Annotated in this window: 25 protein-coding genes; 2 read left to right on the top strand and 23 right to left on the bottom strand. The window is 61.9% G+C overall.

The genetic code is table 11. From position 1 onward, the window contains the following. Nucleotides 1–16: 16 nt before the first annotated feature. From KVG91_RS05975 to KVG91_RS06070, 20 genes are all read right to left on the bottom strand, one after another. Nucleotides 17–934 (bottom strand): PfkB family carbohydrate kinase, encoded by a 918-nt coding sequence (locus tag KVG91_RS05975; RefSeq protein ID WP_169374709.1) that lies wholly within the window; start codon nucleotides 932–934, stop codon nucleotides 17–19. Further along, nucleotides 927–2,393, bottom strand: a complete 1,467-nt coding sequence (locus KVG91_RS05980) for a purine-cytosine permease family protein (protein WP_169374710.1) — start codon at nucleotides 2,391–2,393, stop codon at nucleotides 927–929. The genes KVG91_RS05975 and KVG91_RS05980 overlap by 8 nt, the downstream gene beginning before the upstream one ends. 92 nt (nucleotides 2,394–2,485) lie before the next feature. Beyond that, nucleotides 2,486–3,487 carry an ADP-ribosylglycohydrolase family protein gene (locus KVG91_RS05985; protein ID WP_169374711.1) on the bottom strand — a complete coding sequence of 334 codons (1,002 nt, stop codon included), beginning with the start codon at nucleotides 3,485–3,487 and terminating at the stop codon, nucleotides 2,486–2,488. Beyond that, nucleotides 3,484–4,197, bottom strand: coding sequence for a GntR family transcriptional regulator (locus KVG91_RS05990; protein ID WP_169374712.1), 714 nt, complete (start codon nucleotides 4,195–4,197; stop codon nucleotides 3,484–3,486). Before KVG91_RS05990 ends, KVG91_RS05985 begins: the two co-directional genes overlap by 4 nt. A gap of 70 nt (nucleotides 4,198–4,267) precedes the next feature. Continuing rightward, entirely contained in the window at nucleotides 4,268–4,828 is a 561-nt protein-coding gene (locus KVG91_RS05995) for a DUF1285 domain-containing protein (protein ID WP_169374713.1), read from the bottom strand. 14 nt (nucleotides 4,829–4,842) lie between these two features. After that, complete coding sequence (locus KVG91_RS06000) at nucleotides 4,843–5,448, bottom strand: DUF4823 domain-containing protein (RefSeq protein ID WP_169374714.1); 606 nt, start codon at nucleotides 5,446–5,448, stop codon at nucleotides 4,843–4,845. 206 nt (nucleotides 5,449–5,654) lie between these two features. After that, a complete protein-coding gene (locus KVG91_RS06005; RefSeq protein ID WP_169374715.1) occupies nucleotides 5,655–6,623 on the bottom strand; it encodes a GTP 3',8-cyclase MoaA in 969 nt (322 codons plus the stop codon). Between the two features lie 172 nt (nucleotides 6,624–6,795). Further along, complete coding sequence (locus KVG91_RS06010) at nucleotides 6,796–7,449, bottom strand: TetR/AcrR family transcriptional regulator (protein ID WP_076949575.1); 654 nt, start codon at nucleotides 7,447–7,449, stop codon at nucleotides 6,796–6,798. Between the two features lie 631 nt (nucleotides 7,450–8,080). After that, nucleotides 8,081–8,866 carry a TatD family hydrolase gene (locus KVG91_RS06015; RefSeq protein ID WP_169374716.1) on the bottom strand — a complete coding sequence of 262 codons (786 nt, stop codon included), beginning with the start codon at nucleotides 8,864–8,866 and terminating at the stop codon, nucleotides 8,081–8,083. Between the two features lie 62 nt (nucleotides 8,867–8,928). Continuing rightward, nucleotides 8,929–9,918 carry a DNA polymerase III subunit delta' gene (locus KVG91_RS06020; protein ID WP_169374717.1) on the bottom strand — a complete coding sequence of 330 codons (990 nt, stop codon included), beginning with the start codon at nucleotides 9,916–9,918 and terminating at the stop codon, nucleotides 8,929–8,931. Beyond that, on the bottom strand, nucleotides 9,911–10,543 hold the full coding sequence (gene tmk / locus KVG91_RS06025; protein ID WP_169374718.1) for a dTMP kinase: 633 nt from the start codon (nucleotides 10,541–10,543) through the stop codon (nucleotides 9,911–9,913). Before tmk ends, KVG91_RS06020 begins: the two co-directional genes overlap by 8 nt. A gap of 17 nt (nucleotides 10,544–10,560) precedes the next feature. After that, on the bottom strand, nucleotides 10,561–11,694 hold the full coding sequence (gene mltG / locus KVG91_RS06030) for an endolytic transglycosylase MltG (protein ID WP_169374719.1): 1,134 nt from the start codon (nucleotides 11,692–11,694) through the stop codon (nucleotides 10,561–10,563). 1 nt (nucleotide 11,695) lies between these two features. Beyond that, nucleotides 11,696–12,511, bottom strand: coding sequence for an aminodeoxychorismate lyase (gene pabC, locus KVG91_RS06035; protein ID WP_169374738.1), 816 nt, complete (start codon nucleotides 12,509–12,511; stop codon nucleotides 11,696–11,698). Continuing rightward, nucleotides 12,511–13,755 carry a beta-ketoacyl-ACP synthase II gene (fabF, locus tag KVG91_RS06040; RefSeq protein WP_169374720.1) on the bottom strand — a complete coding sequence of 415 codons (1,245 nt, stop codon included), beginning with the start codon at nucleotides 13,753–13,755 and terminating at the stop codon, nucleotides 12,511–12,513. The genes pabC and fabF overlap by 1 nt, the downstream gene beginning before the upstream one ends. Before the next feature lie 129 nt (nucleotides 13,756–13,884). Beyond that, nucleotides 13,885–14,121, bottom strand: a complete 237-nt coding sequence (gene acpP / locus KVG91_RS06045; protein ID WP_003175607.1) for an acyl carrier protein — start codon at nucleotides 14,119–14,121, stop codon at nucleotides 13,885–13,887. 191 nt (nucleotides 14,122–14,312) lie between these two features. Beyond that, nucleotides 14,313–15,056 carry a 3-oxoacyl-ACP reductase FabG gene (gene fabG / locus KVG91_RS06050; RefSeq protein WP_169374721.1) on the bottom strand — a complete coding sequence of 248 codons (744 nt, stop codon included), beginning with the start codon at nucleotides 15,054–15,056 and terminating at the stop codon, nucleotides 14,313–14,315. Nucleotides 15,057–15,087: 31 nt separating this feature from the next. Further along, nucleotides 15,088–16,026 carry an ACP S-malonyltransferase gene (gene fabD, locus KVG91_RS06055; protein WP_169374722.1) on the bottom strand — a complete coding sequence of 313 codons (939 nt, stop codon included), beginning with the start codon at nucleotides 16,024–16,026 and terminating at the stop codon, nucleotides 15,088–15,090. Between the two features lie 126 nt (nucleotides 16,027–16,152). Further along, on the bottom strand, nucleotides 16,153–17,163 hold the full coding sequence (gene plsX, locus KVG91_RS06060) for a phosphate acyltransferase PlsX (protein WP_169374723.1): 1,011 nt from the start codon (nucleotides 17,161–17,163) through the stop codon (nucleotides 16,153–16,155). 4 nt (nucleotides 17,164–17,167) lie between these two features. Beyond that, nucleotides 17,168–17,350, bottom strand: a complete 183-nt coding sequence (rpmF, locus tag KVG91_RS06065) for a 50S ribosomal protein L32 (protein WP_003179396.1) — start codon at nucleotides 17,348–17,350, stop codon at nucleotides 17,168–17,170. Nucleotides 17,351–17,363: 13 nt separating this feature from the next. After that, nucleotides 17,364–17,894 (bottom strand): YceD family protein, encoded by a 531-nt coding sequence (locus tag KVG91_RS06070; protein WP_057721115.1) that lies wholly within the window; start codon nucleotides 17,892–17,894, stop codon nucleotides 17,364–17,366. Between the two features lie 105 nt (nucleotides 17,895–17,999). Between KVG91_RS06070 and KVG91_RS06075 the strand changes: the two genes are divergently transcribed. Continuing rightward, nucleotides 18,000–18,578 carry a Maf family protein gene (locus KVG91_RS06075; RefSeq protein WP_169374724.1) on the top strand — a complete coding sequence of 193 codons (579 nt, stop codon included), beginning with the start codon at nucleotides 18,000–18,002 and terminating at the stop codon, nucleotides 18,576–18,578. Nucleotides 18,579–18,708: 130 nt separating this feature from the next. On the opposite strand, the gene KVG91_RS06080 is transcribed toward KVG91_RS06075, so the two are convergent. The 3 genes from KVG91_RS06080 to rluC are packed head-to-tail and all read right to left on the bottom strand — an operon-like array spanning nucleotide 18,709 to nucleotide 21,322. Then, the gene (locus tag KVG91_RS06080) at nucleotides 18,709–19,692 is read right to left on the bottom strand and encodes a S49 family peptidase (protein ID WP_169374725.1); all 984 of its coding nucleotides are present in this window, start codon (nucleotides 19,690–19,692) and stop codon (nucleotides 18,709–18,711) included. Between the two features lie 21 nt (nucleotides 19,693–19,713). After that, entirely contained in the window at nucleotides 19,714–20,376 is a 663-nt protein-coding gene (locus tag KVG91_RS06085; protein ID WP_169374726.1) for an HAD-IA family hydrolase, read from the bottom strand. Beyond that, complete coding sequence (rluC, locus tag KVG91_RS06090) at nucleotides 20,363–21,322, bottom strand: 23S rRNA pseudouridine(955/2504/2580) synthase RluC (protein ID WP_169374727.1); 960 nt, start codon at nucleotides 21,320–21,322, stop codon at nucleotides 20,363–20,365. Before rluC ends, KVG91_RS06085 begins: the two co-directional genes overlap by 14 nt. 768 nt (nucleotides 21,323–22,090) lie before the next feature. Between rluC and rne the strand changes: the two genes are divergently transcribed. Next, nucleotides 22,091–25,249 (top strand): ribonuclease E, encoded by a 3,159-nt coding sequence (rne, locus tag KVG91_RS06095; RefSeq protein ID WP_178114987.1) that lies wholly within the window; start codon nucleotides 22,091–22,093, stop codon nucleotides 25,247–25,249. The last annotated feature ends 182 nt before the right edge of the window (nucleotides 25,250–25,431 follow it).

Here is a 25,431-nt window from a genome sequence, read left to right on the forward strand (position 1 = left end):
CACATTTTGATTGGGTTTAATCACCCACAAGGGCGTCGACTTCTACAGTGCCAGGTGAAGTTGCAGGCCCCCAACGCGTCACCGCCAAGGCTGCCGCCGCATTCGCTCGGCGTGCTGCGGCAACCGGGCTCAGGCCATTGGCCAAGCCCGCCAAGAACACCCCCGCATGCGCATCCCCCGCGCCATTGCTGTCCACCGCCTTTACCTTGAAGCCGGGCACATGCTCAACCGCACTCGCACGCCCTACCCAGCAACCATTGGGCCCGTCGCGAACCACCCGCAAGGCCTCGGCGGCCAGATGTCGGCCCAGTTCGGGCAGCGCGCTGGCGATATCCACAGCGCCAGTAAATGCCAGGGCTTCGGGGCCATTGCTGGTCCAGATGTCGATGCGCGGCAATAACGCGCGCATCAAGGCCGAGTCCGGTGCCTTCACCAGCGGGCCCGGGTCGAACACCACCGCGATCTCCCGCGGCAGCGCGAGCAACCAGTCGATCAGCGGCTGCGCCTTGCCCTCCAGCAGCAAGCTGTAGCCGCTGACATACACGTAGTCGTCAACTTGGGGCGACACGATGGCCAAGTCCTCGGCACTCAACTCGCCTTCGGCACCGATGTGGGAAATGAAGGTGCGCTCGGTGCTGGCTTCGGTCAGCGACACACACAACCCGGTGTCCTTGCCATCGCTCGCCGCCAGTGCCATTTCGATGCCCTCGGCCTGCATCGCGGTACGCGCCAGATCGCCGAAGCGGCCGTTGCCGTGACGGCCCAGGTAGACCGCCGGCAGGCCGTTGCGTCGCGCGGCCGCCATCACATTGAAGCCCCCGCCGGTTTCGAAGCTGGCCGATCGCGCCAGCACGTCGCCGCCCGTCGCGGGCAAGGTATCGAGGGCCATGACCAGGTCGACGATGACCTGGCCGGTGTGCAGCAATCTAGACATTAGCGCGCTCAACCAAGGCCGGGCGACGGTCCGAAGCGCCGCCCAGCACTGCATAAATCCCGCCGGCCACCAGGAACGTGACAATCCAGCCCAGGCCATTGTGGCCCAGCCAGGAGTCGGACAATGGCCCGGCGAACCAGATGTTCTCGGCGGTGGTGCCGATGGTGGTGAAGCTGAACCCCAGCACGATCGCCAGCGCCCAGGCGCCGAATGCACGCCACTCCACGCCACCGCGATACCAATAGGCGCTGCTCGGGCTTACGTCCAGCAAGTCCTTGGGGCTGTAGTAGTGACGGTGCATCAGGTCGACCACAAAGATGCCGACCCACGCCGTAATCGGCACCGCCAGCAAGGAGATGAAGGTGATGAACGGACCGTAGAAACTGTCGGCGATCAGCATGAAATAAATCGAGCCGGCGAAGATCGCCACGATGTCGACGATCACCGCATGCACGCGCTTGACCTTCAAGCCGAGGGTCAAGGTGGTGAGGCCGGCCGAATACACCGACAGGTTGTTGGACAACAGCAACCCACCAAAGGCGGTGATCAGGTACGGCACGGCCATCCAGGTCGGCAGCATGTCGCGGATCGCGATGATCGGGTCGGTGGCCGAGGCCAGGTCGTCATTGCCCACCGACAGCAGGCCGCCGAGGGTGATCAGCAGCACCAGCGGAATGCCCGCGCCAAACGCAGCGGACGCCACCAGGCGCGCCGCCTTGACGCTGCGGTGCTGGTAGCGCGACATGTCGGCGCCGGCGTTGGCCCAGCCGATACCGGTGCCGGCGGCCATGGTGCCGACGCCGATAATCATTGCACTGAGCGGTGCCGGCGTGGCGTTGAACACGGCGCTCCAGTCGATGGTGGCGCAGAGAAAGCCGCCGACCAGGATATTCAACGCGCCGAACACGTAGGTGGCCCACTTCTGGATCACCAGCAAGGTGGCATGGCCCAGGCCCGAGACGGCCAGGGTCAGCAGCACAAAGATGGCGATGAACAGCAGCGTGAGCCCCGGTGCGCTTTTGGCCTCTACCGCCGTACCGAACAGGATCGAACACAGCGACAGCAGCACAAAGGCCGCCGTGGTGGTGTTGACGGTTTCCCAACCCAGGCGCGACATCAACGACACCAGCGTGGGCCCGATATTGCCGCGTACGCCGAAGATAGCGCGCGACAACGTCAGGCTCGGCGCGCGGCCGCGACGGCCGGCAATGGAGATGATGCCCACCACCGCAAAGGAACCGGCCGCGCCAAGGATCGCCACGATTACCGCCTGCCAGATCGCCAGTCCGCGAAACGCGACCAATGTCGCCCCGAGCGGCAAGCCGAGGATGCTGATATTGGCGGCGAACCACACCCAGAACAGTTGCAGCGGATGCCCGTTGCACTCGCCTTCCGGAACCGGTTCGATGCCGCGTGTTTCCAATTGCCCGGCGCTTTGGCCGGAAGAAGTGCTGCTCATGAGGGGTGCTCCTGGTGCCTGTATTGTTATGGTTGTGGCAAATACTTCGTGTGGGGCAGGCAAGCCAGCTCCCACATTTAGAGCTGTGACGCTTATCGAAGTGTGAGCAGGCCCTGAACCAACGGCTCAAGGTCCAGGCCATTGACGTGCTTGACCTGTTCGATCATCCCCTGCGGCCAGCACTGCGTGCCCAGGCACGCACCCAGCATCGCGCCGAGAATGGCGGCGATGGTGTCGGTGTCGCCACCCAGACTGGCGGCCACGCAGAGCGCCTCAAAGGCATCCATTTCGCCCACCGCCACTTGCTGGGCCAGGGCAAACGACGCCACCACCGACTCCTGGGAAGCCACGGAGGTGCCGATCAATTCATACAGCAGGTCAGCGAACAGGGCTTTGTCGCCGCTGCCGACGCTCAAGGTGCGCGCCCAACTGATGCGTGTGGAAATACGTCCACCTGCAATCCAGTGGCCGTGGTGTTCTGCCTGCTGGGCCACCTGGGTGCCAATGTTCAGCGCTTCGCCCAGATCCACGCCGTTAATGCCCGCCGACACCACCGCCGCCACCGCCGCTGCGCTGGCGATGCCCAATGTGGTGTTGTGAGTGACCTGGCAGGCCTGGATCACCGCCTGGATAAAGGGCACCAGGTCGCTGACATCGGCCGCTATCCCTACCGGCGTGATGCGCATCGCCGCGCCATTGGTGGTGCCATAGCGGCCGGACTCTTCCGGCGTGTGGCCGGCGAGGATCATGTCGATCGCACGCTTGGTGGATGGGCCGAGCAAATCCTGCGAGCCCTTGGCGCGCATCACCGCTTCCCAGTCGATCAGGCGCTGGGCCAGCACCGCGGGTTCGATCTTGCCCCGGCCTTCGACCAGCAATTCGCCCACCAGGATCGCCTGCTCGGTGTCATCGGTGATGGAACCGGCGGGCATGTTCGGCGCAATGGGCTGGTCGGCATCGGCAGCTTCCAGGCCGGTGATGGCACCGAAACGTGCCCGTACCTGCTCGCGGCTCAAGGATTGGGTGGGCATGCCCAGGGCATCGCCCAGGGCCAGGCCGTAGAAGGCGCCGAGGGCGCGATCGTGAGAGGTCATTTCGAATGTCCAAACTGAAGGTGCAGGCGAAAATGCAGCGGGTCGAGCAAGCTTTCGACGTATTCCATGAAACGCTCGCGACGGTCGTAGGTGGTGCGCGATGCTTTGAGAAACACCGTGCCCGCCGGGCGCCCCAGCAACTCGGCGTCTTCATCGCTGAGGGGCTCCGCGCCGATCCATTGGTCGCCTTCGGCGCCGACGTAACCGTAGGCCGCCAGGGTGATGGTCAGGGAGTTATCGATCAGGCCCACTTTCGGCAAGCTGTCCAGCCCGCCGGAGGCCGGCATCAGCGAGCGTTCAAGGGACACGGCGGTGCCATCGGTAGTGCTGCGACGGCGGTCGAGAGCGATGAATTGGTCGCTGCCGAAACGGCTGAACAGGTCCGGGCGAGTGACCGCCTCCAGGCGCAGGATATCGGTGTGCACCCGTGCGCCCGTGTCGGCCAGGGCCTGGGCCCAGCCGCTGCGCTGGTCGAGGATCATGCCGTCAAAGGTAACGATGGAACCGACGCCGCTCTGGGTCGCGATGTAGTGGCGTCGCTTGAGTTCAGCCAGGGCCTCACGCAGGGTGCCGCGGCTGACCGCGAACTCTTCGGCCAACTGGTGCTCGCCCGGCAGCAGGAAGCCGTCGGCCATCACCCCACCCTCGATACGCCGGATGAGTTCGTCGACGACGCGTTTTTTCTTATCAAATCGGACATGTCTAATCATGTACAAATTGATAACCGAAAGGGCTCGATCACGGCAAGCGAATTATTTCAATCGAATGGAAAAACCGACCTCAGGGTTCCAGGCCGATACGGAAAAACTCTCCGGCGCTCCAGACGCCCAGCCAGTTCTGACCGTTGATCGGACGGCTCACCGCCAGCTCCACCAACTGGTAGAACACGTTGCGATGGACCAGGGCTTCAAGGTTGGTGCGCACCCGCAGATAAGGCGACGGTTCCTGAGTGACGGGATCGATCACCACCCGTAGCGGGTGTTCGATGTCGGCGTCGATCTGTTCGTCGACGTTGGTGGTAAAGCGCAGCACCTGGCTTTCGCCCTGCCCTTGGACCTCCAGGGTGATCGCCACGAACGGCGCGTCATCGACGCGAATGCCGACCTTTTCCACCGGCGTGACCAGGAAATAATCATCGCCATCGCGGCGGATGATGTTGGAGAACAGCTTGACCATCGGCTTGCGCCCGATAGGCGTGCCTTGATAGAACCAAGTGCCGTCGCGGGCGATGCGCATGTCGATGTCGCCGCAGAAATCCGGATTCCACAGGTGCACCGGCGCCGGTCCCTTGCCTTTGGGCAGTTGGGCCAGCAGGTCGTTAGCCTTGGCGGAATCGGTCATGGGCTTCTCCGTTTTTACTGATTGCTCATGCCCAGCAAGCCTCGGGCGTACTGGGCGAGGGGACGAGCAATCAGGTCTTCTGGCTTGTTGTCGTGGAACGTCAGTAAACCGCCACGACTGCGAATACGTGCCGTATCAATTAAATACTGGGTGCTGGTCTCGATCAACATGATCTGAATAACACCGTTGTCCAGACCAAGGCGGTCCAGCGCCTCCTGGTCGGCCCATTCATCGGCGTTGCCGATACGGTCATCGGCCTTTGCGAAGCGGCAGTACAGCAAGTAGTGGGCACCGGCTGCGCGCGCCTCGGACATCGCCTGTTCCAGGCTTTGCGGCTGACGGGCGCGGCGTACCATGGGGAAATATTCGACGAAGCCGTTGAAGGCCTCTTCAGCCACCACGTTCGGGCGCGGATAGGCGCTGCCCGGTGGCACAAAGGCGCCCTGAGAAATGAAGATAAAGGAGTCCGGCTGTACGCGAATCGAGGCGGTACGACGGGTATCGCTGTGGTCCAGCAGCCCGGCATCGCTCATCTGATAGCGGGTGCCTTCGGCCATATCGCTGACGGTCATGCAACCACCCAGCGCCAACGACGCCAGCAACAAAACCAGACTACGCATCCTAATCCTCCAGAGGCCGGTGACGGAAAACCGGCGAATGGGCGTGAGATGCAGAATCCGCGCCATTCAGCGACGCCGCCAATCAAATGTGGGAGCGGGCTTGCTCGCGAAAGCGGAGTGTCAGGCAACACATCTTGCACTGATACACCGCTTTCGCGAGCAAGCCCGCTCCCACAGGGGGATTGTGTTGGGTCGGGGGAGTGGTGTCAGCCGCCAATGATCTTCATGATGGTGGCGCCACCCGAGAACGCCACTTCCTGCTTGTCGCCCAAGGCTTTCATCAACAGGCCTTGCAGCGCCGGCAGTGCCTGGTGGCGCGGTTTGTCCAGCAGGTCGCCGACATAGTGGCGGTTGCTCGACGACAGGCAGCCATGTAACCAGCCGGTGGACGACAAGCGCAACCGCGAGCAGGTGCGGCAGAAAGGTACGCTCTCGTTGGCGATCACGCCGAAGAAGCCCTTGCCCGGCACTTCGTAGCGTACGGCGGTGGCGTCCACGGGGGCATTGGCTTGCAGGTATTCATGCTGCTCGCCGATCAGGCCCAGCAGTTGCTGCAGGCTGACGAATTGCTGCAGGAACGCATTGGAGTCCTTGGCCAGGTGGCCCATGCGCATCAGCTCGATAAAGCGCAACTCGTAGCCACGTTCCAGGCAGTAATCGAGCAGCGGCATCACCTGATCGAGATTCTGGCCGCGCAGCGGCACCATGTTGACCTTGATCTTGATCCCGGCGGCGCGGGCCTGGTCCATGCCATTGAGCACCGTCGCCAAGTCGCCGCCACGGGCGATGCTGCGGAAGGCGTCGGCGTCCAGGGTGTCGAGGGAGACGTTGATGCGCTTGATGCCGGCATCCACCAGCAGCGGCAGTTTGCGCACCAGCAGTTGGCCGTTGGTGGTCAGGCTGATGTCACTGAGGCCCATCTGCCCCACGGCGCCCATGAAGGCTTCCAGCTTGGGGCTGACCAGCGGCTCACCGCCGGTGATGCGCAGGCGGTCTATGCCTGCGGCCTCAATCAGGTACGCCACGCCACGCGCCATGGCCTCGGCCGAGAGTTCGTCCTGGGCAGCCACCAGCCGCTTGCCATTAGGCACGCAGTAGGTACAGGCGTAGTTGCAGGCTGAGGTCAGGCTGATCCGCAAATTGCGAAAACGCCTGCCTTGACGATCAACGATCATGGATCACTCCGGCAGAGGATAAATCGGGACGCGCTAAAAGCTGACTGAGTCCGATACTGTAGGAGCGAGTTTACTCGCGAAAAACGTCAACGGTAACGCATGCATCTTGGATAAACGCGGTGCCTGTGAGTTCTTCGCGAGCAAGCTCGCTCCTACACGTGGCAGCAAATCATTACGTGGAGGGCGATTCGACGGCCGGCGGCTCGGAGCTGTGCTTGCGCTTGTTGCCCATGCGCACGCCAATATCCATCAGGAACTGGAAGAAACCTTCCTGATCTTCCAGCACATTGCTCCAGAACGGCGAGTGGTATAGCGCCACGGCGCCGTGTACCAAGGCCCAGGCCGCGCAATAGTGAAAATACGGCGGCACGTCTTCCAGCTTGCCTTCGCTGATGCGGCCCTTGATCAACAAGGTCAGGCGTTCGAAGTTCGAGGCACGGATCTTGTGCAGCTCCTCGACCATTTCCGGCACTTGATGGCCCTTGACCACCTTTTCTTCCAGGCGGTCGAACAGGCGGTAGCGCTGCGGGTCACGCATGCGGAACTCGAAGTAGGCGCGGGACAGGGCTTCCTTGTCCTTGTCCACATCGGCCGAATGCAGCAGTTCGTTCAAGTCGCGCTCGTAGTCGAGCATCAGGCGCAGGTAGATCTCGGCCTTGGACTTGAAGTGCTTGTAGATCGTGCCTTTGCCGATACCCACGGCATCCGCGATCATCTCGACGGTGACGCTGTCTTCACCTTGTTCGAGAAACAGCTTGAGCGCGGTGTCGAGGATTTCCTGCTCACGGCGGCGAAACTCACGGACCTTACGGGGTTCTTTGTGCATGAGGAAGAAGTCTGCAGAGGTCGAAATAGGGAGGGTTGCGCAGGCCACGGATACGTGGCGATACGATTTACCCGGTGTGAGGGATTATCCCGACTGAACGGTCGTTGGGCAATGTCTATGTGAACCCGCAACGCACTTTACTTTCAACACGCCAACGTTTTCGTCGATGTCAGTCAGAAATAACACGCAACAACCGCACCTGTGTACCTGCCTGATGAGAACTCAAGCGAAGTACCGGTATTCCAAATCTGTTTAAAAAACGACCAATCGCGACTGGACTGAATCGGATCCTGATCAATACTTGAACTGTCGGCGTGACATCTCCCCCAAGTGAAGCGCCGACTTGGGTACCAACGGACCGAGTACCCTTGTTTTACTCCTAATGGTCTTAACCCGGATTCACCCCCCAGAACCCGGGTTTTTTTTGCCTGCGATTTGGCTGCGTCAACAGCATAGATGCCTGCACACTTGTAGTGAGCGGGCTTGCCCCGCGCTGGGGGGCGAAGCCGCCCCAATGAAAGACACCGCAGTATTTTGGGCATAACCGGGTCGCCTGGTTTGGGGCGGCTTCGCCCCCCAGCGCGGGGCAAGCCCGCTCACTACAAAGATCTTTGAGCGTTTGAACGTTATGTCAGCAGGCTACATGCGCCAGCGGGAACAGGCGCTTGAAGTTCTGCGTGGTCTGCTCGGCAAAGCGTTCGTAGGATTCGCCGCGCAGCATCGCCAGGTAATCCGCCACATCGCGCACATACTCCGGCAGGTTCGGCTTGCCGCGATGAGGAATGGGCGCCAGGTACGGCGAATCGGTTTCCACCAGCAGGCGGTCGGCCGGCACTTGGCGCGCGACGTCGCGCAGGGCGTCGGCATTACGGAAGGTGACGATGCCCGACAAGGAAATGTAGAACCCGAGGTCCAGGGCTGCCTTGGCCATGTCCCAATCCTCGGTGAAACAGTGCAACACGCCGGCCTGGGGCAATGCGGCTTCGCGCAGCAGGGTCAACGTGTCGGCACGGGCGCCACGGGTGTGGACGATCACCGGTTTGCCGGTCTGCCGGGCGGCTTGCAGGTGCAGGCGGAAGGAAGCCTGCTGCAGCTCGGCGGCTTCGGGTTCGTAGTGGTAATCCAGGCCGGTTTCGCCGATAGCCACCACGCGTGGGTGATTGAGTTCGCCCAACAGCCAGTCGAGGGCCGGGGCTTCGCCGGGCTTGAGGTCCAGCGGGTGGATGCCCACCGAACAATCCACATCGGCATAGCGATCAGCCAGGGCTTTGACGTCGGCCGCGTTTTCAGCGCTGACGCCGATGCACAGGAAGTGCCCTACCCCGCGTTGACGCGCCGCGTCGAGGGCAGCGTCCAGGGAGCCGCCGTGCTGGGCAAGGTCGAGGCGATCAAGGTGGCAATGGGAATCTACGAGCATAGGGGATCTACAATTTCAGTCACAAAGTGTCTGGCCAACGATACACCCGTCGGCCACGGAATTTAACGCCGGCCGAGCAAGCCGACCCACTGCACCAGCAGCGCTTCGAGCAACAGCACGCGGTTAAGGTTGGCTTTACCGAGCACCTTCTGGCGTTGGGCGAGGATCCAGTCCTGGAGAGTCAGCACCTTGTCCTGGGCGCTTTTTTGCGCGAGATACTGCACCACTTTGCGCATGTCCGGCAGGCCCAGGCCGTTTTCGTCCTGGGTCAGCTGATAACGCAGGATCAGGCTCGACCAGTCACAGAACCAATCGAACAGCAGCAACAGCGGAATGTCCTTCCAGGCGCTTTCAGCCAACTGGGTGGCGGAGACTTCCTGCTTGATCAATTTCTTTACGCCTTCCACCACCAGGGCCCGCTGCTCGCGCACGCCCTGAGCGTGCAGCTTGACCGCCGCCAACGGCGAGCCCGCTGCCAGTGTCAGCAACTCGACCCGTTCTTCCTGGCCGCAGTCGGGCAACGCCTGCGCCAACCAATCAAGGCTCATGGCCTCACTCGGCAACGGGCACGCCTGCTGCACGCAACGGCTGCGGATGGTCGGCAACAGACGGCTGGACTGGTGGCTGACCAGCAACAACACCGTATCTCCGGAAGGTTCCTCCAGGCTTTTAAGCAAGGCGTTGGCGGCGTTGATGTTCATCGCCTCCACCGGCTCGATCAGCACCACCTTGCGCCCGCCCATCTGCGCGGTCTGCACCACGAAGCTGACAAGGTCACGCACTTGGTCGACCTTGATCGCCTTGTCGGCTTCCTCGGGTTCGAGCAGGTAGTTATCCGGGTGGCTGCCGGCCTTGAGCAACAGGCAGGATTTGCATTCGCCGCAGGCCTCCAGATTGACAGGGTGCCGGCACAACAGGCTGGCCATCAAGCGCTCGGCGAGCGCGCGCTTGCCGATGCCGATCGGGCCATGCAACAAATAGGCGTGGGCGTGTTGGGCACGCCCGGCCAGTTGTTGCCACAGGCTGTCTTGCCATGGATAGGCTTCAGCCACGGGCGCGCTCCAGCAGGTCCGGCAACAGCGCATCGATGGCGCGCTGCACCTGGGCCAGCGGTTGGGCGGCGTCCAGCAGGTAATAACGCGCAGGCTCGGCTGCGGCACGCTTGAGGAACGCCGTGCGTACGGCGTCGAAGAAGGCTTGGCCTTCCAGTTCGAAACGGTCGAGACGACCACGGGCACTGGCACGGGCGAGGCCCACTTCCACCGGCAGGTCGAATACCAATGTCAGGTCAGGACGCAGGTCGCCCTGGACGAAGGTTTCCAGGGTAGCGATGCGCGCCAGGGACAGGCCCCGACCACCGCCCTGATAGGCATAGGTAGAGTCGGTAAACCGGTCGCAGATCACCACGGCACCGCGCGCCAGTGCCGGGCGAATCACCTCGGCCAGGTGCTGGGCACGGGCGGCGAACACCAACAGCAATTCGGTGTCCGGGTTCATCTGCTCTTCCCCCGGCGCCAGCAGCACTTCGCGAATACGCTCGGCCAGCGGCGTGCCACCGGGCTCGCGGGTCAACACCACTTCGATGCCTTGGGTGCGCAAGCGCTCGGCCAGGTAATCGCGGTTGGTGCTTTTGCCGGCGCCTTCGGGGCCTTCCAGGGTGATAAACAAGCCAGTCACAGGCAGTCCTTAGTCAATTATTGCGGGCTTTGCGGCGCGGCGGTGTCCGGCACCGGTTCGGCCTGGGTATCAGCAGGCGCATCGGCCGGTGCCGTGGATTCTTCCAAGGGTTTCACCACCGGTGCCGGGCTGGAGCGGTAATCGGCACGGCGCTTGAGCTGGAACTCGCGCACGGCGGCATTATGCGCATCCAGGTCGTCGGAGAAAATATGGCTGCCGTCGCCCCGGGCAACAAAATACAGGCTGCTGCCCGCGACCGGGTTCAACGCGGCGTGGATGGCCTCGCGGCCGACCATGGCGATGGGTGTCGGCGGCAGCCCTGCAACCATGTAGGTGTTGTAGGGGTTGGCTTCCTTGAGGTGGGCACGGGTCAACTTGCCGTTGTAGCGCTCGCCCAGGCCGTAGATGACGGTCGGGTCGGTCTGCAACAGCATGCCAAGCTTCAAGCGACGCACGAATACCCCGGCGATCTGCCCGCGCTCTTCGGGCACGCCCGTCTCTTTCTCCACCAGGGAGGCCATGATCAATGCTTGATAGGGGTCGGTGTATGGCACATCGGCGGCGCGCTTGCTCCACTCCTGGGCAAGTACATCGTCCAGACGACTGTAGGCTTTTTTCAGGAATTCGACATCGGTCATGCCACGTACAAAGCGGTAGGTATCGGGAAAGAACCGACCCTCGGGAAACACGCCGGTGTGACCGAGCTTGTCCATCACTTCGCTGTCGCTCAGGCCCGAGAGGGTCTGCACGATCTTTTCATGTTTGGCCAGTGCTGAGCGCACCTGTCGAAAGTTCCAGCCTTCGACCAAGGTCAGGCTGTACTGCACCACTTCGCCACGCTGCCACAGGCCGATCAGACCCTGCGCGGTCATGCCGGGGGTCATGCGGTATTCACCGCTGTGCAAGGGCTGGCCGTCGAGGTTGAAGCGCCAGTACAGGCGCAACCAGAAGGCGCCTTCCAGCACGCCGTCTGCTTCCAGGCGATTGAAGGTGCCAGTCGGGGTCGCCCCGGCCGGTACATCGAGCAACTGCTCCTGGGCCAGGTTCAAAGGCTGCTTCAAGGCAGAATCGAACTTCCAGGCGCCATAGCCCAACAGCAACGCCGCCGAGAACAGACCGATCAGCAGCAGTACAACCAGTTTTCGTATCAACTCAAATATCCAATAGCGCGCGAACAATACCCTGCAGTTTACGGGTGAGCGGGCCAACCGGCCAGCTCATCGCAGCGTACCCGCGCACCGGCCAAATGCCATACACACTGTTGCAGACGAAGACTTCGTCGGCCTGCCGCAGTTGCTCAAGACTGATGTCGGCCACGGCCACCGGGAGGCCCAGCGTTTCGGCCTGGCCCAGAATCTCGGCACGCATCACCCCGGCAACGCCGCAACGGGTCAGATCAGCGGTTAGTAACAAGCCATTGCTTACCAGGAACAGATTGCTGAATACGCCTTCGATGACGCGTCCGGACAGATCCAGCATCAAGCCTTCAGCATGCTCGGTGTCCTGCCACTCAGCGCGGGCGATCACCTGCTCCAGGCGATTGAGGTGCTTGAGACCGGCCAGCAGCGGCTGCTCGGCCAAACGGGTAGCGCATGGAAACAGGCGGATGCCGTCGGTTCCATGGGCGTTGGGATAAGTAGCGGGCGGACTGCCCTGCAAGATACGGCGCACCGGCGCGCCGGGGTTGACGCCATACCCGCGCAGGCTGTCGCCGCGGGTGAGGATCAACTTGAGAACACCGTCGCCAAGGGCGGCGGCATAGGCCAGCACCTCGCTGCGGACCACTACTTGATCCACCACCAGGGCGAGCCGCCCGCAACCCTCTTCGAGGCGCTGCAGGTGACGGTCGAGCAGCAGCGGCTGCCCGGCCTTGACGGCGAAGGTCTCGAACAGTCCATCGCCGTACGCCAGGCCACGGTCTTTCAGGGGCACGCTGTCCGCTGGCTGACCGTTGACCCAGCTCTCCATCACTCGGCGAACCGGCGGAACACCAGGGAACCGTTGGTACCGCCAAAACCGAACGAATTGGAGATCACCACGTCGATCGGCATCGGCTGCGCTTCGTGGGGCACGAAGTTCAGGTCGCAGCCTTCGTCCGGCTCATCGAGGTTGATGGTCGGCGGAGCGACCTGATCCTTGATGGCCATGACACTGAAGATCGCCTCGACCGCGCCTGCGGCACCCAGCAAGTGGCCGGTCATGGACTTGGTGGAGCTGACCGCCAGGTTGTACGCATGCTCGCCGAACACCGACTTGATGGCTTCGGCTTCCGCCAGATCGCCCGTTGGGGTCGATGTGCCATGGGCGTTGATGTACTGCACCTGGTCCGCATTGACCTTCGCGTCACGCAAGGCATTGGTGATGCAACGCGCGGCACCGGCACCGTCGGACGGTGGCGAGGTCATGTGGTAAGCGTCGCCGCTCATGCCAAAGCCGATCAGCTCGGCGTAGATGGTGGCACCACGCGCCTTGGCGTGTTCCAACTCTTCCAGCACCAGGGCACCGGCGCCGTCGGACAGTACGAAGCCGTCACGGCCCTTGTCCCAGGGACGGCTGGCACGGGTCGGTTCGTCATTGCGGGTCGACAGTGCACGGGAAGCGCCGAAGCCGCCCATGCCGAGCCCGCAAGCCGCCATTTCGGCCCCGCCGGCGATCATCACGTCGGCTTCGTCATAGGCGATGTTACGCGCCGCCATGCCGATGCAGTGCGTGCCGGTGGTGCAGGCCGTGGCAATCGCGTAGTTGGGCCCCTGTGCGCCCAAGTGGATGGACAGGAAACCGGAAATCATGTTGATGATCGAGCCCGGCACGAAGAACGGTGAAATTCGACGGGGGCCGGAATCGTGCAGCGTGCGGCTGGTTTCTTCGATATTGGTCAAACCGCCAATACCCGACCCCATGGCCACGCCGATGCGCTCACGGTTGGCTTCGGTCACTTCCAGGCCGGCGTTACGCACCGCCTGAAAACCGGCTGCCAGGCCGTATTGAATGAACAGGTCGAGTTTGCGGGACTCTTTGATCGAGAGATATTCCTCGACATTGAAGCCCTTTACCGAGCCGCCAAAACGGGTGGAATAGGCAGAAAGGTCCGTGTGTTCGATCAGACCAATACCACTGCGGCCAGCCAGAATGCCCTGCCAACTGCTCGGCACATCCGTGCCCAGTGGCGACAACATACCCATACCGGTGACTACGACGCGTCTACGCGACACAGCACTCTCCTTTTTCTTGATGACGACACTGTGCATCAGAACCGACTTTTCATCAGTGCTTAAAGAAAAAACCGCACGCCGTTACAGCAGTGCGGTTTTTCCCTGACAGCAAGCGACGACTACAAACTATTACGCCTGGTGGCTAGTAACGTAGTCGATAGCAGCTTGAACAGTAGTGATTTTTTCAGCTTCTTCGTCCGGGATTTCGGTCTCGAATTCCTCTTCCAGAGCCATCACCAGCTCAACGGTGTCAAGGGAATCGGCACCCAGGTCTTCTACGAAGGAAGCCGTGTTGACCACTTCTTCTTCCTTAACGCCCAATTGCTCGGCGACGATTTTCTTGACGCGCTCTTCGATGGTGCTCATACCTTGTTTAACTCCTAATGGACAAATTCAGGCAGCTGGCCAGTGGGTAAGTGTATAGAAAGCCATTTCAGCTTTTCAACTGAAAGCTTCACCCTGTACCCGGTCGGCCACCTGCCTATAAATTAAGTTGCAGCTTTATAACGGATTTTAGACAGCTCGTATGACATTTTTTTGAAGCGATCCGTCACAATTTAACTCATGTACATCCCGCCGTTCACCGGGATTGTAGCCCCAGTCACGTATGCCGCACCGTCGGATGCCAGGAAAGTGACCACATTCGCAATCTCTTGAGCCTGGCCCAGGCGGCCCAGCGGAATCTGCGTCAGCAAGGCTTCACGCTGTGCTGTCGGCAGTTCACGGGTCATATCGGTGTCGATGAACCCAGGGGCCACCGAATTGACCGTAATCGCCCGCGAACCGACTTCACGCGCCAATGCACGGCTGAAACCCTCCAGACCGGCCTTGGCGGAAGCGTAGTTTACTTGGCCTGCGTTGCCCATGGCACCCACTACGGAGCCAATATTGATAATTCGACCCCAACGCGCCTTGGTCATGCCACGCAAAACGCCCTTGGACAGGCGAAACAGACTGTTCAGGTTGGTATCGACCACGTCGTACCACTCGTCGTCTTTCATGCGCATCATCAGGTTATCGCGGGTGATACCGGCATTATTGACCAGAATCGCCGGTGCGCCGAACTGCGCGGTGATCGCGGCCAGTACGGCAGCCACGGATTCATCGCTGGTCACGTTCAGCTCAAGGCCGGTGCCTTGTACGCCGTTTTCCTTCAGGGTCGCGGCGATACGCTCGGCGCCCGAGGCGGAGGTGGCGGTGCCGATCACCACAGCGCCCTGACGGCCCAGCTCCAGGGCGATCGCCTGGCCAATGCCACGGCTGGCGCCGGTAACCAGTGCAACTTTACCTTGCAGACTCATGCAGGCTTCTCCTAAGTTCGGAAATAAAGGCTCAGGCCAAGGCTGCACGAGCGGCAGCAAAGGCGTCAGGTGTATTGAGGTTGGCCGTCGACACGCCGTCGGCGCAGCGCTTGTTCAGGCCGGCCAGGACTTTGCCTGGGCCGCACTCGACCAGATCGGTGGCGCCATTGGCGGCCAGGGTCTGCACCGATTCAACCCAGCGTACCGGCTTGTAGAGCTGCTCCAGCAGGTCGCGCTTGAGGGTGTCGAGGTCGGCAGCCACGGCGGCGCTGACGTTCTGCACCAGCGGGATCTGCGGCGACTGCCAGTTGATGGCGGCGATGGACTCGGCAAAACGCTCGGCCGCCGGGCGCATCAGCTCGCAGTGCGATGGCACGCTTACCGGCAACGGCAGCGCACGCTTGGCGCCACGCGCCTTGCAACCTTCGATGGCGCGCTCGACCGCCGCCTTGGCACCCGCGATGACCACTTGGCCAGGGGAATTGAAATTCACCGCGCTGACCACTTCGCCCTGCGCGGCCTCGGCACAGGCTTGGATGACCACCGCGTCGTCCAGGCCCAGGATCGCGGCCATGCCGCCCTGCCCGGCCGGAACGGCTTCCTGCATCAATTGGCCACGACGCTCGACCAGCTTGACCGCCTCGCCGAGGGTCAGGCTGCCCGCCGCCACCAGGGCGCTGTACTCGCCCAGGCTGTGACCGGCCACGAATGCCGGGCGCGCGCCGCCTTCGGCCAGCCACAAGCGCCACAGGGCGATCGAGGCGGTCAGGATGGCCGGCTGGGTTTTATCGGTTTGATTGAGCTGCTCTTCCGGCCCGTTCTGGGTCAGCGCCCACAGGTCGTAACCCAAAGCGTCGGAAGCTTCCTTGAAGGTATCCAGGATCAGCGGATATTGCGCGCCCAGCTCGGCCAACATGCCGAGGGACTGCGAACCCTGCCCTGGAAAGACGAATGCGAGGGATGTAGACATGTAACAAGCCCCTAATGATCTGGTCGTCAAAAATGCGCACGCCTACGGTGGGCGCGCACGAAACTGACAGATTGGATGGTCAATTGAACTGGCCGGTCACATTTAAGCACTCCCGGGCCGATTCGCCTAAGGCAACAGGTCCTCGAGACGGCCGCGCAAGCGTTGCGGCAGGTTTTCCTGGATCTCGATCACGGCCCGTGCAATCGCGCTTTGAAAGCCCTCGACGCCTGCCGAGCCATGGCTTTTTACGACGATGCCCTGCAACCCCAGGAAACTCGCGCCATTGTGCCGCGCCGGCGCCAGGTCGGCCTGCAGGCGGCGCATCAACGGCAGCGCCAGGGCGCCGACCAGGCGCGACGCCAGGTTCTGCTTGAACAAGGCTTCGATACGCGTGGCAATCATGGTCGCCAGGCCTTCGCTGGACTTGAGCAGGATATTGCCGACAAACCCATCGCACACCACCACATCGGCTTCGCCCCGGTACAAACCGTCACCTTCGACAAAACCGATGTAGTTCAAGCCCCGCGCGCCCTGTAACAACGCAGCGGCAAGCTTGACCTGCTGATTACCCTTGATGTCTTCGGTGCCGATGTTCAGCAAGGCCACCCTGGGGCGGGCCACGCCCAGTGCTTCGGCGGCCACCGAGCCCATCACGGCGAACTGATACAGGTGCTCGGCACTGCAATCGACGTTCGCCCCGAGGTCCAGCAACTGGCAATAGCCGCTCTGCGTCGGAATCGCCGCCACCATCGCCGGCCGGTCAATGCCGGGCAAGGTCTTGAGCACAAACCGCGACAATGCCATCAAGGCCCCGGTATTGCCGGCGCTGACACAGGCCTGCGCCTTGCCGTCGCGCAACAGCTCCAGGGCCACCCGCATCGAAGAATCAGGCTTGCCACGCAGGGCGGTCGCCGGCTTTTCATCCATGGTGATGGTTTCGCTGGCCGGCGTAATCGTCAGGCGCGCGCGATCCACCGCCGGATGGCTGGCAATCAATGCTTCAAGTAAGGAGGGTTGACCGACAAGGGTCAGGTGCAGCGAGGGTGTTGCAGCCAGGCTGGCAATGCAGGCCTGAACAATGCTGCGGGGACCGAAGTCCCCGCCCATTGCGTCTATCGCGATGACTAGAGCAGACAAGTGATTACTCGTCAGCGCCCTTGTCGATCACTTTACGGCCACGGTATACGCCTTCTGGCGATACGTGGTGACGCAGGTGAACTTCACCGGTGGTCTTTTCCACGGACAGGGTGCTAGCCTCGAGAGCGTCGTGCGAACGGCGCATGTCACGGGCGGAGCGGGATTTTTTGTTCTGCTGAACAGCCATAATTGATTAACTCCTAAACGTTTGGGTCACGCTTTAACTGCGCCAATACACTGAACGGGTTGGACCGCGTTACCTCGTCCTCGCTCGGTTCGGGCTCGTCATCGAGGCCCGCCGGCTGCTGGCATTCTTCCGGATGATGAGCAGGCACAATGGGCAAGGCGAGCAGAAGCTCCTCCTCGATCAGTGCATGCAGATCCAAAGGATCTTCGCCCAGTTCCAGCACGTCATAACCTTTCGGCAACGACTGGGTATTCGCACCCTCCTTCACCACGGCATAACTGCACTCGCTGTGGATCGGCAGGGTGACCAGCTCAAGACAACGCTGGCAAACCATTTTGACTTCGGTGTCGATAAGGCTGTGGATCACCACAGATTTACGTTCATCTCGTTCAAAAACGAATTTGGCCTGGACCGCACCGACAGTGTCGGAAAGCGAGTCGCAGAGTCTCTCCAAATCGGCCAGCGGCAATTCACCTTGAAGGGAAGTGCCACGGTCAGCCAATTTGCGCGGGTCAACGTGAGGTGGAATCGGGTCATTCAACATAGGCGCAGCATTATAGGGATGCACCCGGCCATGTCAAAGGAAATTCAGCCCTGTGCGTCAGCCGGTCGCCCCGCTAGAATCCGTGGCCGCCCAGAGGAGACGCCCATGCTGCCTTTATTACTCGCATCCAGCTCGGTTTATCGCCGGGAATTGCTCAGCCGCCTGCACTTGCCGTTCATCTGCAGCTCGCCGGATATCGACGAAAGCCATCGCGAACATGAATCCGCCGTGGAGCTGGTCAAGCGCCTGGCCGAACAGAAGGCGCGGGCATTGGCTGCCAGTCATCCTGGGCACCTGATCATCGGTTCGGATCAGGTCGCCGCGCTGGAAGGCCGCATTATCGGCAAGCCCCACACCTTCGAGAACGCCCGTGAACAACTGCTGGCCGCGAGTGGCAAGCGCGTGAGCTTCCTCACCGGGTTGGCGCTGCTGAACAGCGAGACGGGGCACTGCCAGGTCGACTGCGTTCCTTTTATCGTGCACATGCGCGAACTGGATGTGGAACGCATCGAACGTTACCTGCGGATCGAGCAGCCGTATGACTGCGCGGGCAGTTTCAAGGCCGAAGGGTTGGGCGTGAGCCTGTTCCAGGGTACTGAAGGGCCGGATGCGACCAGCCTGATTGGGCTGCCCCTGATTCGACTGGTGGATATGCTGCTGGCTGAAGGCGTACACATCCCTTAAGCCCACAACAAAACTAATGTGGGAGCTGGCTTGCCTGCGATAGCGGTAGACCAGTCACTCTCCATGTCGACTGATCCACCGCTATCGCGGGCAAGCCCGCTCCCACTGTTGGAACGATGCGTTTCTTAGATCAGCGCAAGGTCGGGCCCTGGAAGCCCATGTACAACGCCAGCTTCTCGGCCACGCTGGCGCCGAGCTTCTTGGAGAAGCGATCAAACGGCGATTCCTCAACCGTAAAGTCCACCAACTCCTTCTCGCCCACCACATCCCGCGCCACCGAACTGGCACTGCCCAGGCCGTCGATCAAGCCCAGCGGCAACGCCTGCTCGCCGGTCCAGACCAGCCCGGAAAACAGTTCCGGATGGTCTTTATCCTTCAACCGATCACCGCGCCCCTGTTTCACGCTGGCAATGAACTGACGATGGGTGGTGTCGAGCACGCCTTGCCAGAACTGGGTTTCATCGGCTTTCTGCGGCTGGAACGGGTCAAGGAACGCCTTGTGCTCGCCCGAGGTGTAGATGCGCCGCTCCACGCCCAGTTTCTCCAGGGTGCCGACAAAACCGTAACCGGCCGCCGTCACGCCGATGGAACCGACCAGGCTGGCCTTATCGGCGTAGATCTGGTCGGCGGCGCTGGCGATGTAATAGGCACCCGAGGCGCCCAGATCGGAAATCACCGCGTACAGCTTGATATCCGGGTGCAGGCCGCGCAGGCGGCGAATTTCGTCATACACATAGCCCGACTGCACCGGACTGCCGCCCGGACTGTTGATACGCAGGATCACGCCTTTGACCTTGGGGTCTTCGAACGCGGCACGCAGGCTGCCGACGATATTGTCAGCGCTGGCGGGTTCTTTGTCGGCGATCACGCCGCGCACTTCGATCAGCGCAGTGTAACCGGCGCCGCGGGTCGCGCTTTTTTCCATGTCCATCAGCGGGCTGAACAGCACCAGCAGGGTGATGAGCCAGGTAAACGTCAGCAGCTTGAAGAAGATCCCCCAGCGCCGCGCACGACGCTGCTCCTGGACACTGGCCAGGAGGGTTTTCTCCAGCAGCTTCCAGCTCTTGTCATCGCCGCTTTCAGCCTTTTCGGGCGCTTTCCACTCGTCACTCATGCCATCAACCCCAGCAAAGACTTATTGGGCCCGGCTGAGCCAGGCCTGCAATTCGGAAAAATGATCAATCGTCAGCCTCGGTTCATAGCGCTGCAAGGCCTCGGCAGACTGGGCGCCATAGCTGACGGCCACGCTGTCCATGCCCGCGTTGCGCGCCATCATCAGGTCGAAGGAGGCATCCCCCACCATCAAGGCCTGACGCGGCGATACACCGCAATGCGCCACGATCTGCTCCAGCATCAGAGGGTGAGGCTTGCTGGCAGTTTCATCGGCGGCACGGGTGATGTCGAAATAATCGTCCCAGCCGTGAGCCTTGAGCACCCGATCCAGCCCGCGGCGGGCCTTGCCGGTGGCGATCGCCAGGTGATAGCCCTCGGCACGGAACGCATCCAGGGACTGCACCACGCCCTCGAACAGCGGCGAGGGCTCGGCTTCCAGGGCAATGTAGTGAGCGGCGTAGTGCTCACGGAACGCGACAAGCTCGGCGTCGCTGATCTCGGGATACAAGCTACGAATCGCCTCAGGCAGGCCAAGGCCGATGATGCCCTTGACCGCAAAGTCGCTGCACAGGTCGAAACCCGAGCGGGTCGAGGCCACGTGCATCGATTCGACAATGCGCCCAATGGAATTGGCCAGGGTGCCGTCCCAGTCGAAAATCAGCAGCTTGTAATCAAGGTGCGACACTCAAGCGCTCCACGGTCTTGGCCCACATATCATCGACCGGTGCCTGCAGCTTCAGTTCGCCGCCATCAGGCAGCGGCACGGTGAGCATGTAGGCGTGCAGGAACAGGCGCTTGCCGCCCAGGTCGCGGATCTCTTTGGAGAAATCCTCGTCGCCGTATTTGGTATCGCCCGCAATGCTGTGGCCCGCATGCAGGGTATGCACGCGAATCTGGTGGGTACGCCCGGTGACCGGCTTGGCCTCCACCATCGTGGCGAAGTCACCGAAACGACGCAGCACCTTGAACAAGGTCAGCGCTTCCTTGCCCTCCTCGTCCACTTCGACCATGCGCTCGCCGGAACGCAGGTTGCTCTTCTGCAACGGCGCGCGGACGCTTTTGATCGAGCTGGCCCAGTTGCCGCGCACCAGCGCCATGTAGCGCTTGTCCACACCATCGCCGCGCAGGGCGGTGTGCAGGTGGCGCAGCATGCTGCGTTTCTTGGCGATCATCAGCAGGCCGGACGTGTCGCGATCCAGGCGATGGACCAGCTCCAGCTCCTTGGCATCGGGGCGCAACTGCCGAAACGCTTCGATCACGCCGAACGTCAGGCCGCTGCCGCCGTGGACGGCAATGCCGCAGGGCTTGTTGATCACGATGAGTTTGTTATCTTCGAACACGATCGACGCTTCCAGGCGCTGCAGCAGGCCCTGGGCCAAGGGCACGGGCTCGTCGCGCTCAGGCACGCGAACCGGCGGCACACGGACGATATCGCCCGCCTGCAGCTTGTACTCAGGCTTGATCCGGCCCTTGTTCACCCGCACTTCACCTTTACGCAAGATGCGGTAGATCAAGGTCTTGGGCACGCCTTTGAGCCTGGCCAGGAGAAAATTGTCGATGCGTTGGCCGGCATATTCCGGCGAGACCTCGAGCAGCTGGACGCTGGGGGTCTGGGGGGCGGTAGTGGTCATGGCGGCGATGATAACAATTTTTTATGGAATTGAAGCACTTAATCATTGCTGCTATAGTCGCGAACGCCGCCAAAAGCGGCCTGGACAGAGGACTTGCGGCAAACTGCCGGCCCTGACCATCGCAATTCATCAGGACGCGAGGCCGTCCTACGGGGTGTTAGCCACCTTGGAAGGCTCAGGATTGTAACGAGCGCAGGTGACATGAGGCCTGAAGCGAGTGCGACACGCAGGGTGAATACTCGCGTGTTGCGCCGATATTTACGGCCAGTTCACAAAGTGCAGTCAGTCCTGGACCAGACCATGGCGAATGCTTCGGAAACAACGCCTGTTAAGAGCTGAGTGAGAGCGCAATCGCCCACACCTAGTCTTGTTTAGCCATGAGCGTGGACTCCCCATTGGAGAACACGGTAAATGCCAACCCGCTGCGGATTCTGCGCGCGGCAGCACCCGAATTATCAGGGATACGTGTAGGGTGGAGATGCACAACCGTCGGACCGTGTAGCACTAGGCTTATATTTAGACGCTTCATCTCGTCCACAGTCGCCGGTTGATTCCTCCTCCTGACCTTAGCTTTTGTTGAAGTGGTGCCTTTGTCACCACCGCTAACAAGCAGGACGCGTCCGTCGCGATACCGGCCCAATTGGCCTGTTATTGCTGGACACTGGAGTGGCCAACCACTCTTGACGCACCTGACACCGACCGTGAGAAGTCGTGTGTGCCGAACGCCGTTTCCGGCAGCCCGGAAACCGACGGTACAACATGAAAAGAATGCTGATTAACGCAACCCAACCCGAAGAGTTGCGTGTTGCACTGGTAGATGGCCAACGCCTCTACGACCTGGACATCGAATCAGGTGCACGCGAGCAAAAGAAGGCCAACATCTATAAAGGCCGGATTACTCGCATCGAACCAAGCCTTGAGGCTGCCTTTGTCGATTTCGGCTCCGAGCGCCACGGCTTCCTGCCCCTCAAGGAAATCTCCCGCGAGTACTTCAAGAAAGCCCCTGAAGGCCGCGTGAACATCAAGGACGTCCTGAGCGAAGGCCAGGAAGTCATCGTCCAGGTCGAAAAAGAAGAACGTGGCAACAAGGGCGCGGCCCTGACCACCTTCATCAGCCTCGCCGGCCGCTACCTGGTCCTGATGCCGAACAACCCACGTGCCGGCGGTATTTCCCGTCGCATCGAAGGCGAAGAGCGCAACGAACTGCGTGAAGCGCTGAACGGCCTGGTCGCCCCTGCCGACATGGGCCTGATCGTTCGCACTGCCGGCCTTGGCCGCAGCAGCGAAGAGATGCAATGGGACCTCGACTACCTGCTGCAACTGTGGACCGCCATCAAGGAAGCGTCCCTGGATCGTTCCGCGCCGTTCCTGATCTACCAGGAAAGCAACGTCATCATCCGCGCCATCCGCGATTACCTGCGCCAGGACATCGGCGAAGTGCTGATCGACAGCGTTGAGGCCCAGGACGAAGCCCTGACCTTCATCCGCCAGGTGATGCCGCAGTACGCCAGCAAGATCAAGCTCTACGAAGACAGCGTTCCGCTGTTCAACCGTTTCCAGATCGAAAGCCAGATCGAGACCGCTTTCCAGCGCGTGGTCGAACTGCCTTCCGGTGGCTCCATTGTGATCGACCCGACCGAAGCCCTGGTGTCCATCGACATCAACTCGGCGCGTGCGACCAAAGGCAGCGACATCGAAGAAACCGCCCTGCAGACCAACCTGGAAGCGGCTGAAGAAATCGCCCGCCAGCTGCGCCTGCGTGACATCGGCGGCCTGATCGTGATCGACTTCATCGACATGACTCCCGCCAAGAACCAGCGCGCCGTGGAAGAGAAAGTCCGCGAATGCCTGGAAGCCGACCGTGCCCGCGTGCAAGTCGGCCGTATCTCGCGCTTCGGCCTGCTGGAAATGTCCCGCCAGCGCCTGCGTCCTTCCCTGGGCGAGAGCAGCGGCATCGTCTGCCCGCGTTGCAATGGCACCGGCATCATCCGTGACGTTGAATCGCTGTCGCTCGCGATCCTGCGTCTGATCGAAGAAGAAGCCCTGAAAGACCGTACCGCCGAAGTCCGCGCGCAAGTGCCGATCCCGGTTGCCGCGTTCCTGCTCAACGAAAAACGCAACTCGATCACCAAGATCGAACTGCGCACCCGTGCCCGTATCGTCATCCTGCCGAACGATCACCTCGAAACGCCGCACTTCGAAGTGCAGCGCCTGCGCGATGACAGCCCTGAAGCCCACAGCGGCCAGTCCAGCTACGAAATCGCCGCGGCCGCCGCCGAAGTGGAAGAAGTGCAGCCAGCCGCCGCGACCCGCACCCTGGTCCGCCAGGAAGCTGCCGTGAAGACCGCGCCGGCGCGTGCCAACGCGCCGATGCCGGTTGAAGCCGCCGTTCCGGTCGCCGCTCCGGCCGCGATGCCTGAGCCAAGCCTGTTCAAAGGCCTGGTGAAGTCCCTGGTCAGCCTGTTCGCCACCAAGGAAGAGCCTGCTGCTCCGGTCGTGGTTGAAAAGCCTGCCTCCGAGCGCCCGGCACGCAACGAAGAACGTCGCAACGGTCGCCAGCAGAGCCGCAACCGCAACGGCCGTCGTGACGAAGAGCGCAAGCCGCGCGAAGAACGTGCGCCGCGTGAAGAGCGCGCCCCACGTGAAGAACGTGCACCTCGCGAAGCCCGTGAAGAAACGCCAGCCGTAGCCCGTGAAGAACGTGCACCGCGCGAAGAGCGCGCACCCCGTACCCCGCGTGCTCCGCGTGAAGACCGCAAGCCACGTGGCGAGCGTGAAGAGCGCGTGCGTGAACTGCGCGAGCCGCTGGACGCCGCCCCAGCCGTTGCCGGTGCCGCCGTCGCTGCCGAAGAACGCCCTGCTCGCCAGCCGCGTGAAGAACGTGCGCCACGTGAAGAACGTCAACCTCGCGCTCCGCGTGAAGAGCGTCAACCACGTGCCGAACAAACCACCGCGGCCAGCGAAGAAGAAGAGCTGTTGACTGGCGAAGAGCAACTGCAGGAAGACGGTCAGGACAACGCCGAAGGCGATCGTCCACGCCGCCGCTCCCGTGGCCAGCGTCGTCGCAGCAACCGTCGTGAGCGCCAGCGTGATGCCAATGGCAACGTGATCGAAGGCTCAGAAGAAGCCGGCGAACACGCAGAAGCGGCCAACAACGAACCGACTGGCGCCGAACTGGCTGCCGGCCTGGCCGTTACGCCTGCCGTTGCCAGCACGGTCATCAGCGCACCGGCTGAAGCCCAGGCTCACGAGCAGGCTGAACGCGCTACCGCCGCTGTTGAAGAAACCGCTGTTGTGCAAACACCTGCTGCCGACACCCCAGTGGCTGAAACGCCGGCTGTTGAAGCGCCTGTCGCTGAAGCGCCAGTGGTAGAAGCACCGGTTGTCGAAGCAACGACCCCGATCGAAGCGCCCGTCGTTCCGGAAGTGGAAGTTGTACAGACGCCGCACGCCCAGCCGGAAGTTGAAGTGGCCGCTGCAGAGCCCGCCACCGTGGCTGAGCCTGAGCCAGTGGTTGAAGCACCGGTAGTCGAAGCCGTTCCAGAAGTGCGTCACGCTTTTGAAGAGAAGCGCGAAGAACAGACCGCCTTCCAATGGACTGCCGAACCTGCCGCTGCGGTTGAAGCGCCCGCCCCTGCCCCCGTGGTAGAGGAAGCGCCGGCACCGGTTGCCGAGGTCGAAGTTGTCGAGCCTGCCCCGGTGGTTGAGCCCGCTCCGTTCGTAGAACCTGCGCCCGTTGTCGAAGCGCCGGTGGAAGCCGAAGTGGTTGCGCCAGTGGTTGAGGCCGCACCGGCCAGCGCCCTGACCGAAAACGGCCGTGCGCCGAACGACCCACGTGAAGTGCGTCGTCGTCGCAAGGAAGCTGAGGCAGCTGCTGCTGCAGCGGCGGCACGGGAAGCAGAGCACGAGACCAAACCGCTCGTCTGACTCCAACCGCTGTAAAAAAGCCCCGCCTGAGTGATCAGGCGGGGCTTTTTATTAGGCCAGACACACTGACCTTCCAGCCTGAAATGCATTCAACTGTGGGAGCTGGCTTGCCTGCGATGGCGGTGGATCAGCCCCAACTGTTATGGCTGGCATACCGCTATCGCAGGCAAGCCAGCTCCCAC

This window comes from Pseudomonas azadiae (assembly GCF_019145355.1).
Lineage (GTDB): Bacteria > Pseudomonadota > Gammaproteobacteria > Pseudomonadales > Pseudomonadaceae > Aquipseudomonas > Aquipseudomonas azadiae.

Excerpts from the sequence above, each read along its gene's own strand:
- KVG91_RS05975 (WP_169374709.1), bottom strand. The coding sequence starts at position 934 with ATGTCTAGATTGCTGCACACCGGCCAGGTCATCGTCGACCTGGTCATG.
- KVG91_RS05980 (WP_169374710.1), bottom strand. The coding sequence starts at position 2,393 with ATGAGCAGCACTTCTTCCGGCCAAAGCGCCGGGCAATTGGAAACACGC.
- KVG91_RS05985 (WP_169374711.1), bottom strand. The coding sequence starts at position 3,487 with ATGACCTCTCACGATCGCGCCCTCGGCGCCTTCTACGGCCTGGCCCTG.
- KVG91_RS05990 (WP_169374712.1), bottom strand. The coding sequence starts at position 4,197 with ATGATTAGACATGTCCGATTTGATAAGAAAAAACGCGTCGTCGACGAA.
- KVG91_RS05995 (WP_169374713.1), bottom strand. The coding sequence starts at position 4,828 with ATGACCGATTCCGCCAAGGCTAACGACCTGCTGGCCCAACTGCCCAAA.
- KVG91_RS06000 (WP_169374714.1), bottom strand. The coding sequence starts at position 5,448 with ATGCGTAGTCTGGTTTTGTTGCTGGCGTCGTTGGCGCTGGGTGGTTGC.
- KVG91_RS06005 (WP_169374715.1), bottom strand. The coding sequence starts at position 6,623 with ATGATCGTTGATCGTCAAGGCAGGCGTTTTCGCAATTTGCGGATCAGC.
- KVG91_RS06010 (WP_076949575.1), bottom strand. The coding sequence starts at position 7,449 with ATGCACAAAGAACCCCGTAAGGTCCGTGAGTTTCGCCGCCGTGAGCAG.
- KVG91_RS06015 (WP_169374716.1), bottom strand. The coding sequence starts at position 8,866 with ATGCTCGTAGATTCCCATTGCCACCTTGATCGCCTCGACCTTGCCCAG.
- pabC (WP_169374738.1), bottom strand. The coding sequence starts at position 12,511 with ATGGAGAGCTGGGTCAACGGTCAGCCAGCGGACAGCGTGCCCCTGAAA.
- acpP (WP_003175607.1), bottom strand. The coding sequence starts at position 14,121 with ATGAGCACCATCGAAGAGCGCGTCAAGAAAATCGTCGCCGAGCAATTG.
- fabG (WP_169374721.1), bottom strand. The coding sequence starts at position 15,056 with ATGAGTCTGCAAGGTAAAGTTGCACTGGTTACCGGCGCCAGCCGTGGC.
- fabD (WP_169374722.1), bottom strand. The coding sequence starts at position 16,026 with ATGTCTACATCCCTCGCATTCGTCTTTCCAGGGCAGGGTTCGCAGTCC.
- rpmF (WP_003179396.1), bottom strand. The coding sequence starts at position 17,350 with ATGGCTGTTCAGCAGAACAAAAAATCCCGCTCCGCCCGTGACATGCGC.
- KVG91_RS06070 (WP_057721115.1), bottom strand. The coding sequence starts at position 17,894 with ATGTTGAATGACCCGATTCCACCTCACGTTGACCCGCGCAAATTGGCT.
- KVG91_RS06075 (WP_169374724.1), top strand. The coding sequence starts at position 18,000 with ATGCTGCCTTTATTACTCGCATCCAGCTCGGTTTATCGCCGGGAATTG.
- KVG91_RS06080 (WP_169374725.1), bottom strand. The coding sequence starts at position 19,692 with ATGAGTGACGAGTGGAAAGCGCCCGAAAAGGCTGAAAGCGGCGATGAC.
- rluC (WP_169374727.1), bottom strand. The coding sequence starts at position 21,322 with ATGACCACTACCGCCCCCCAGACCCCCAGCGTCCAGCTGCTCGAGGTC.
- rne (WP_178114987.1), top strand. The coding sequence starts at position 22,091 with ATGCTGATTAACGCAACCCAACCCGAAGAGTTGCGTGTTGCACTGGTA.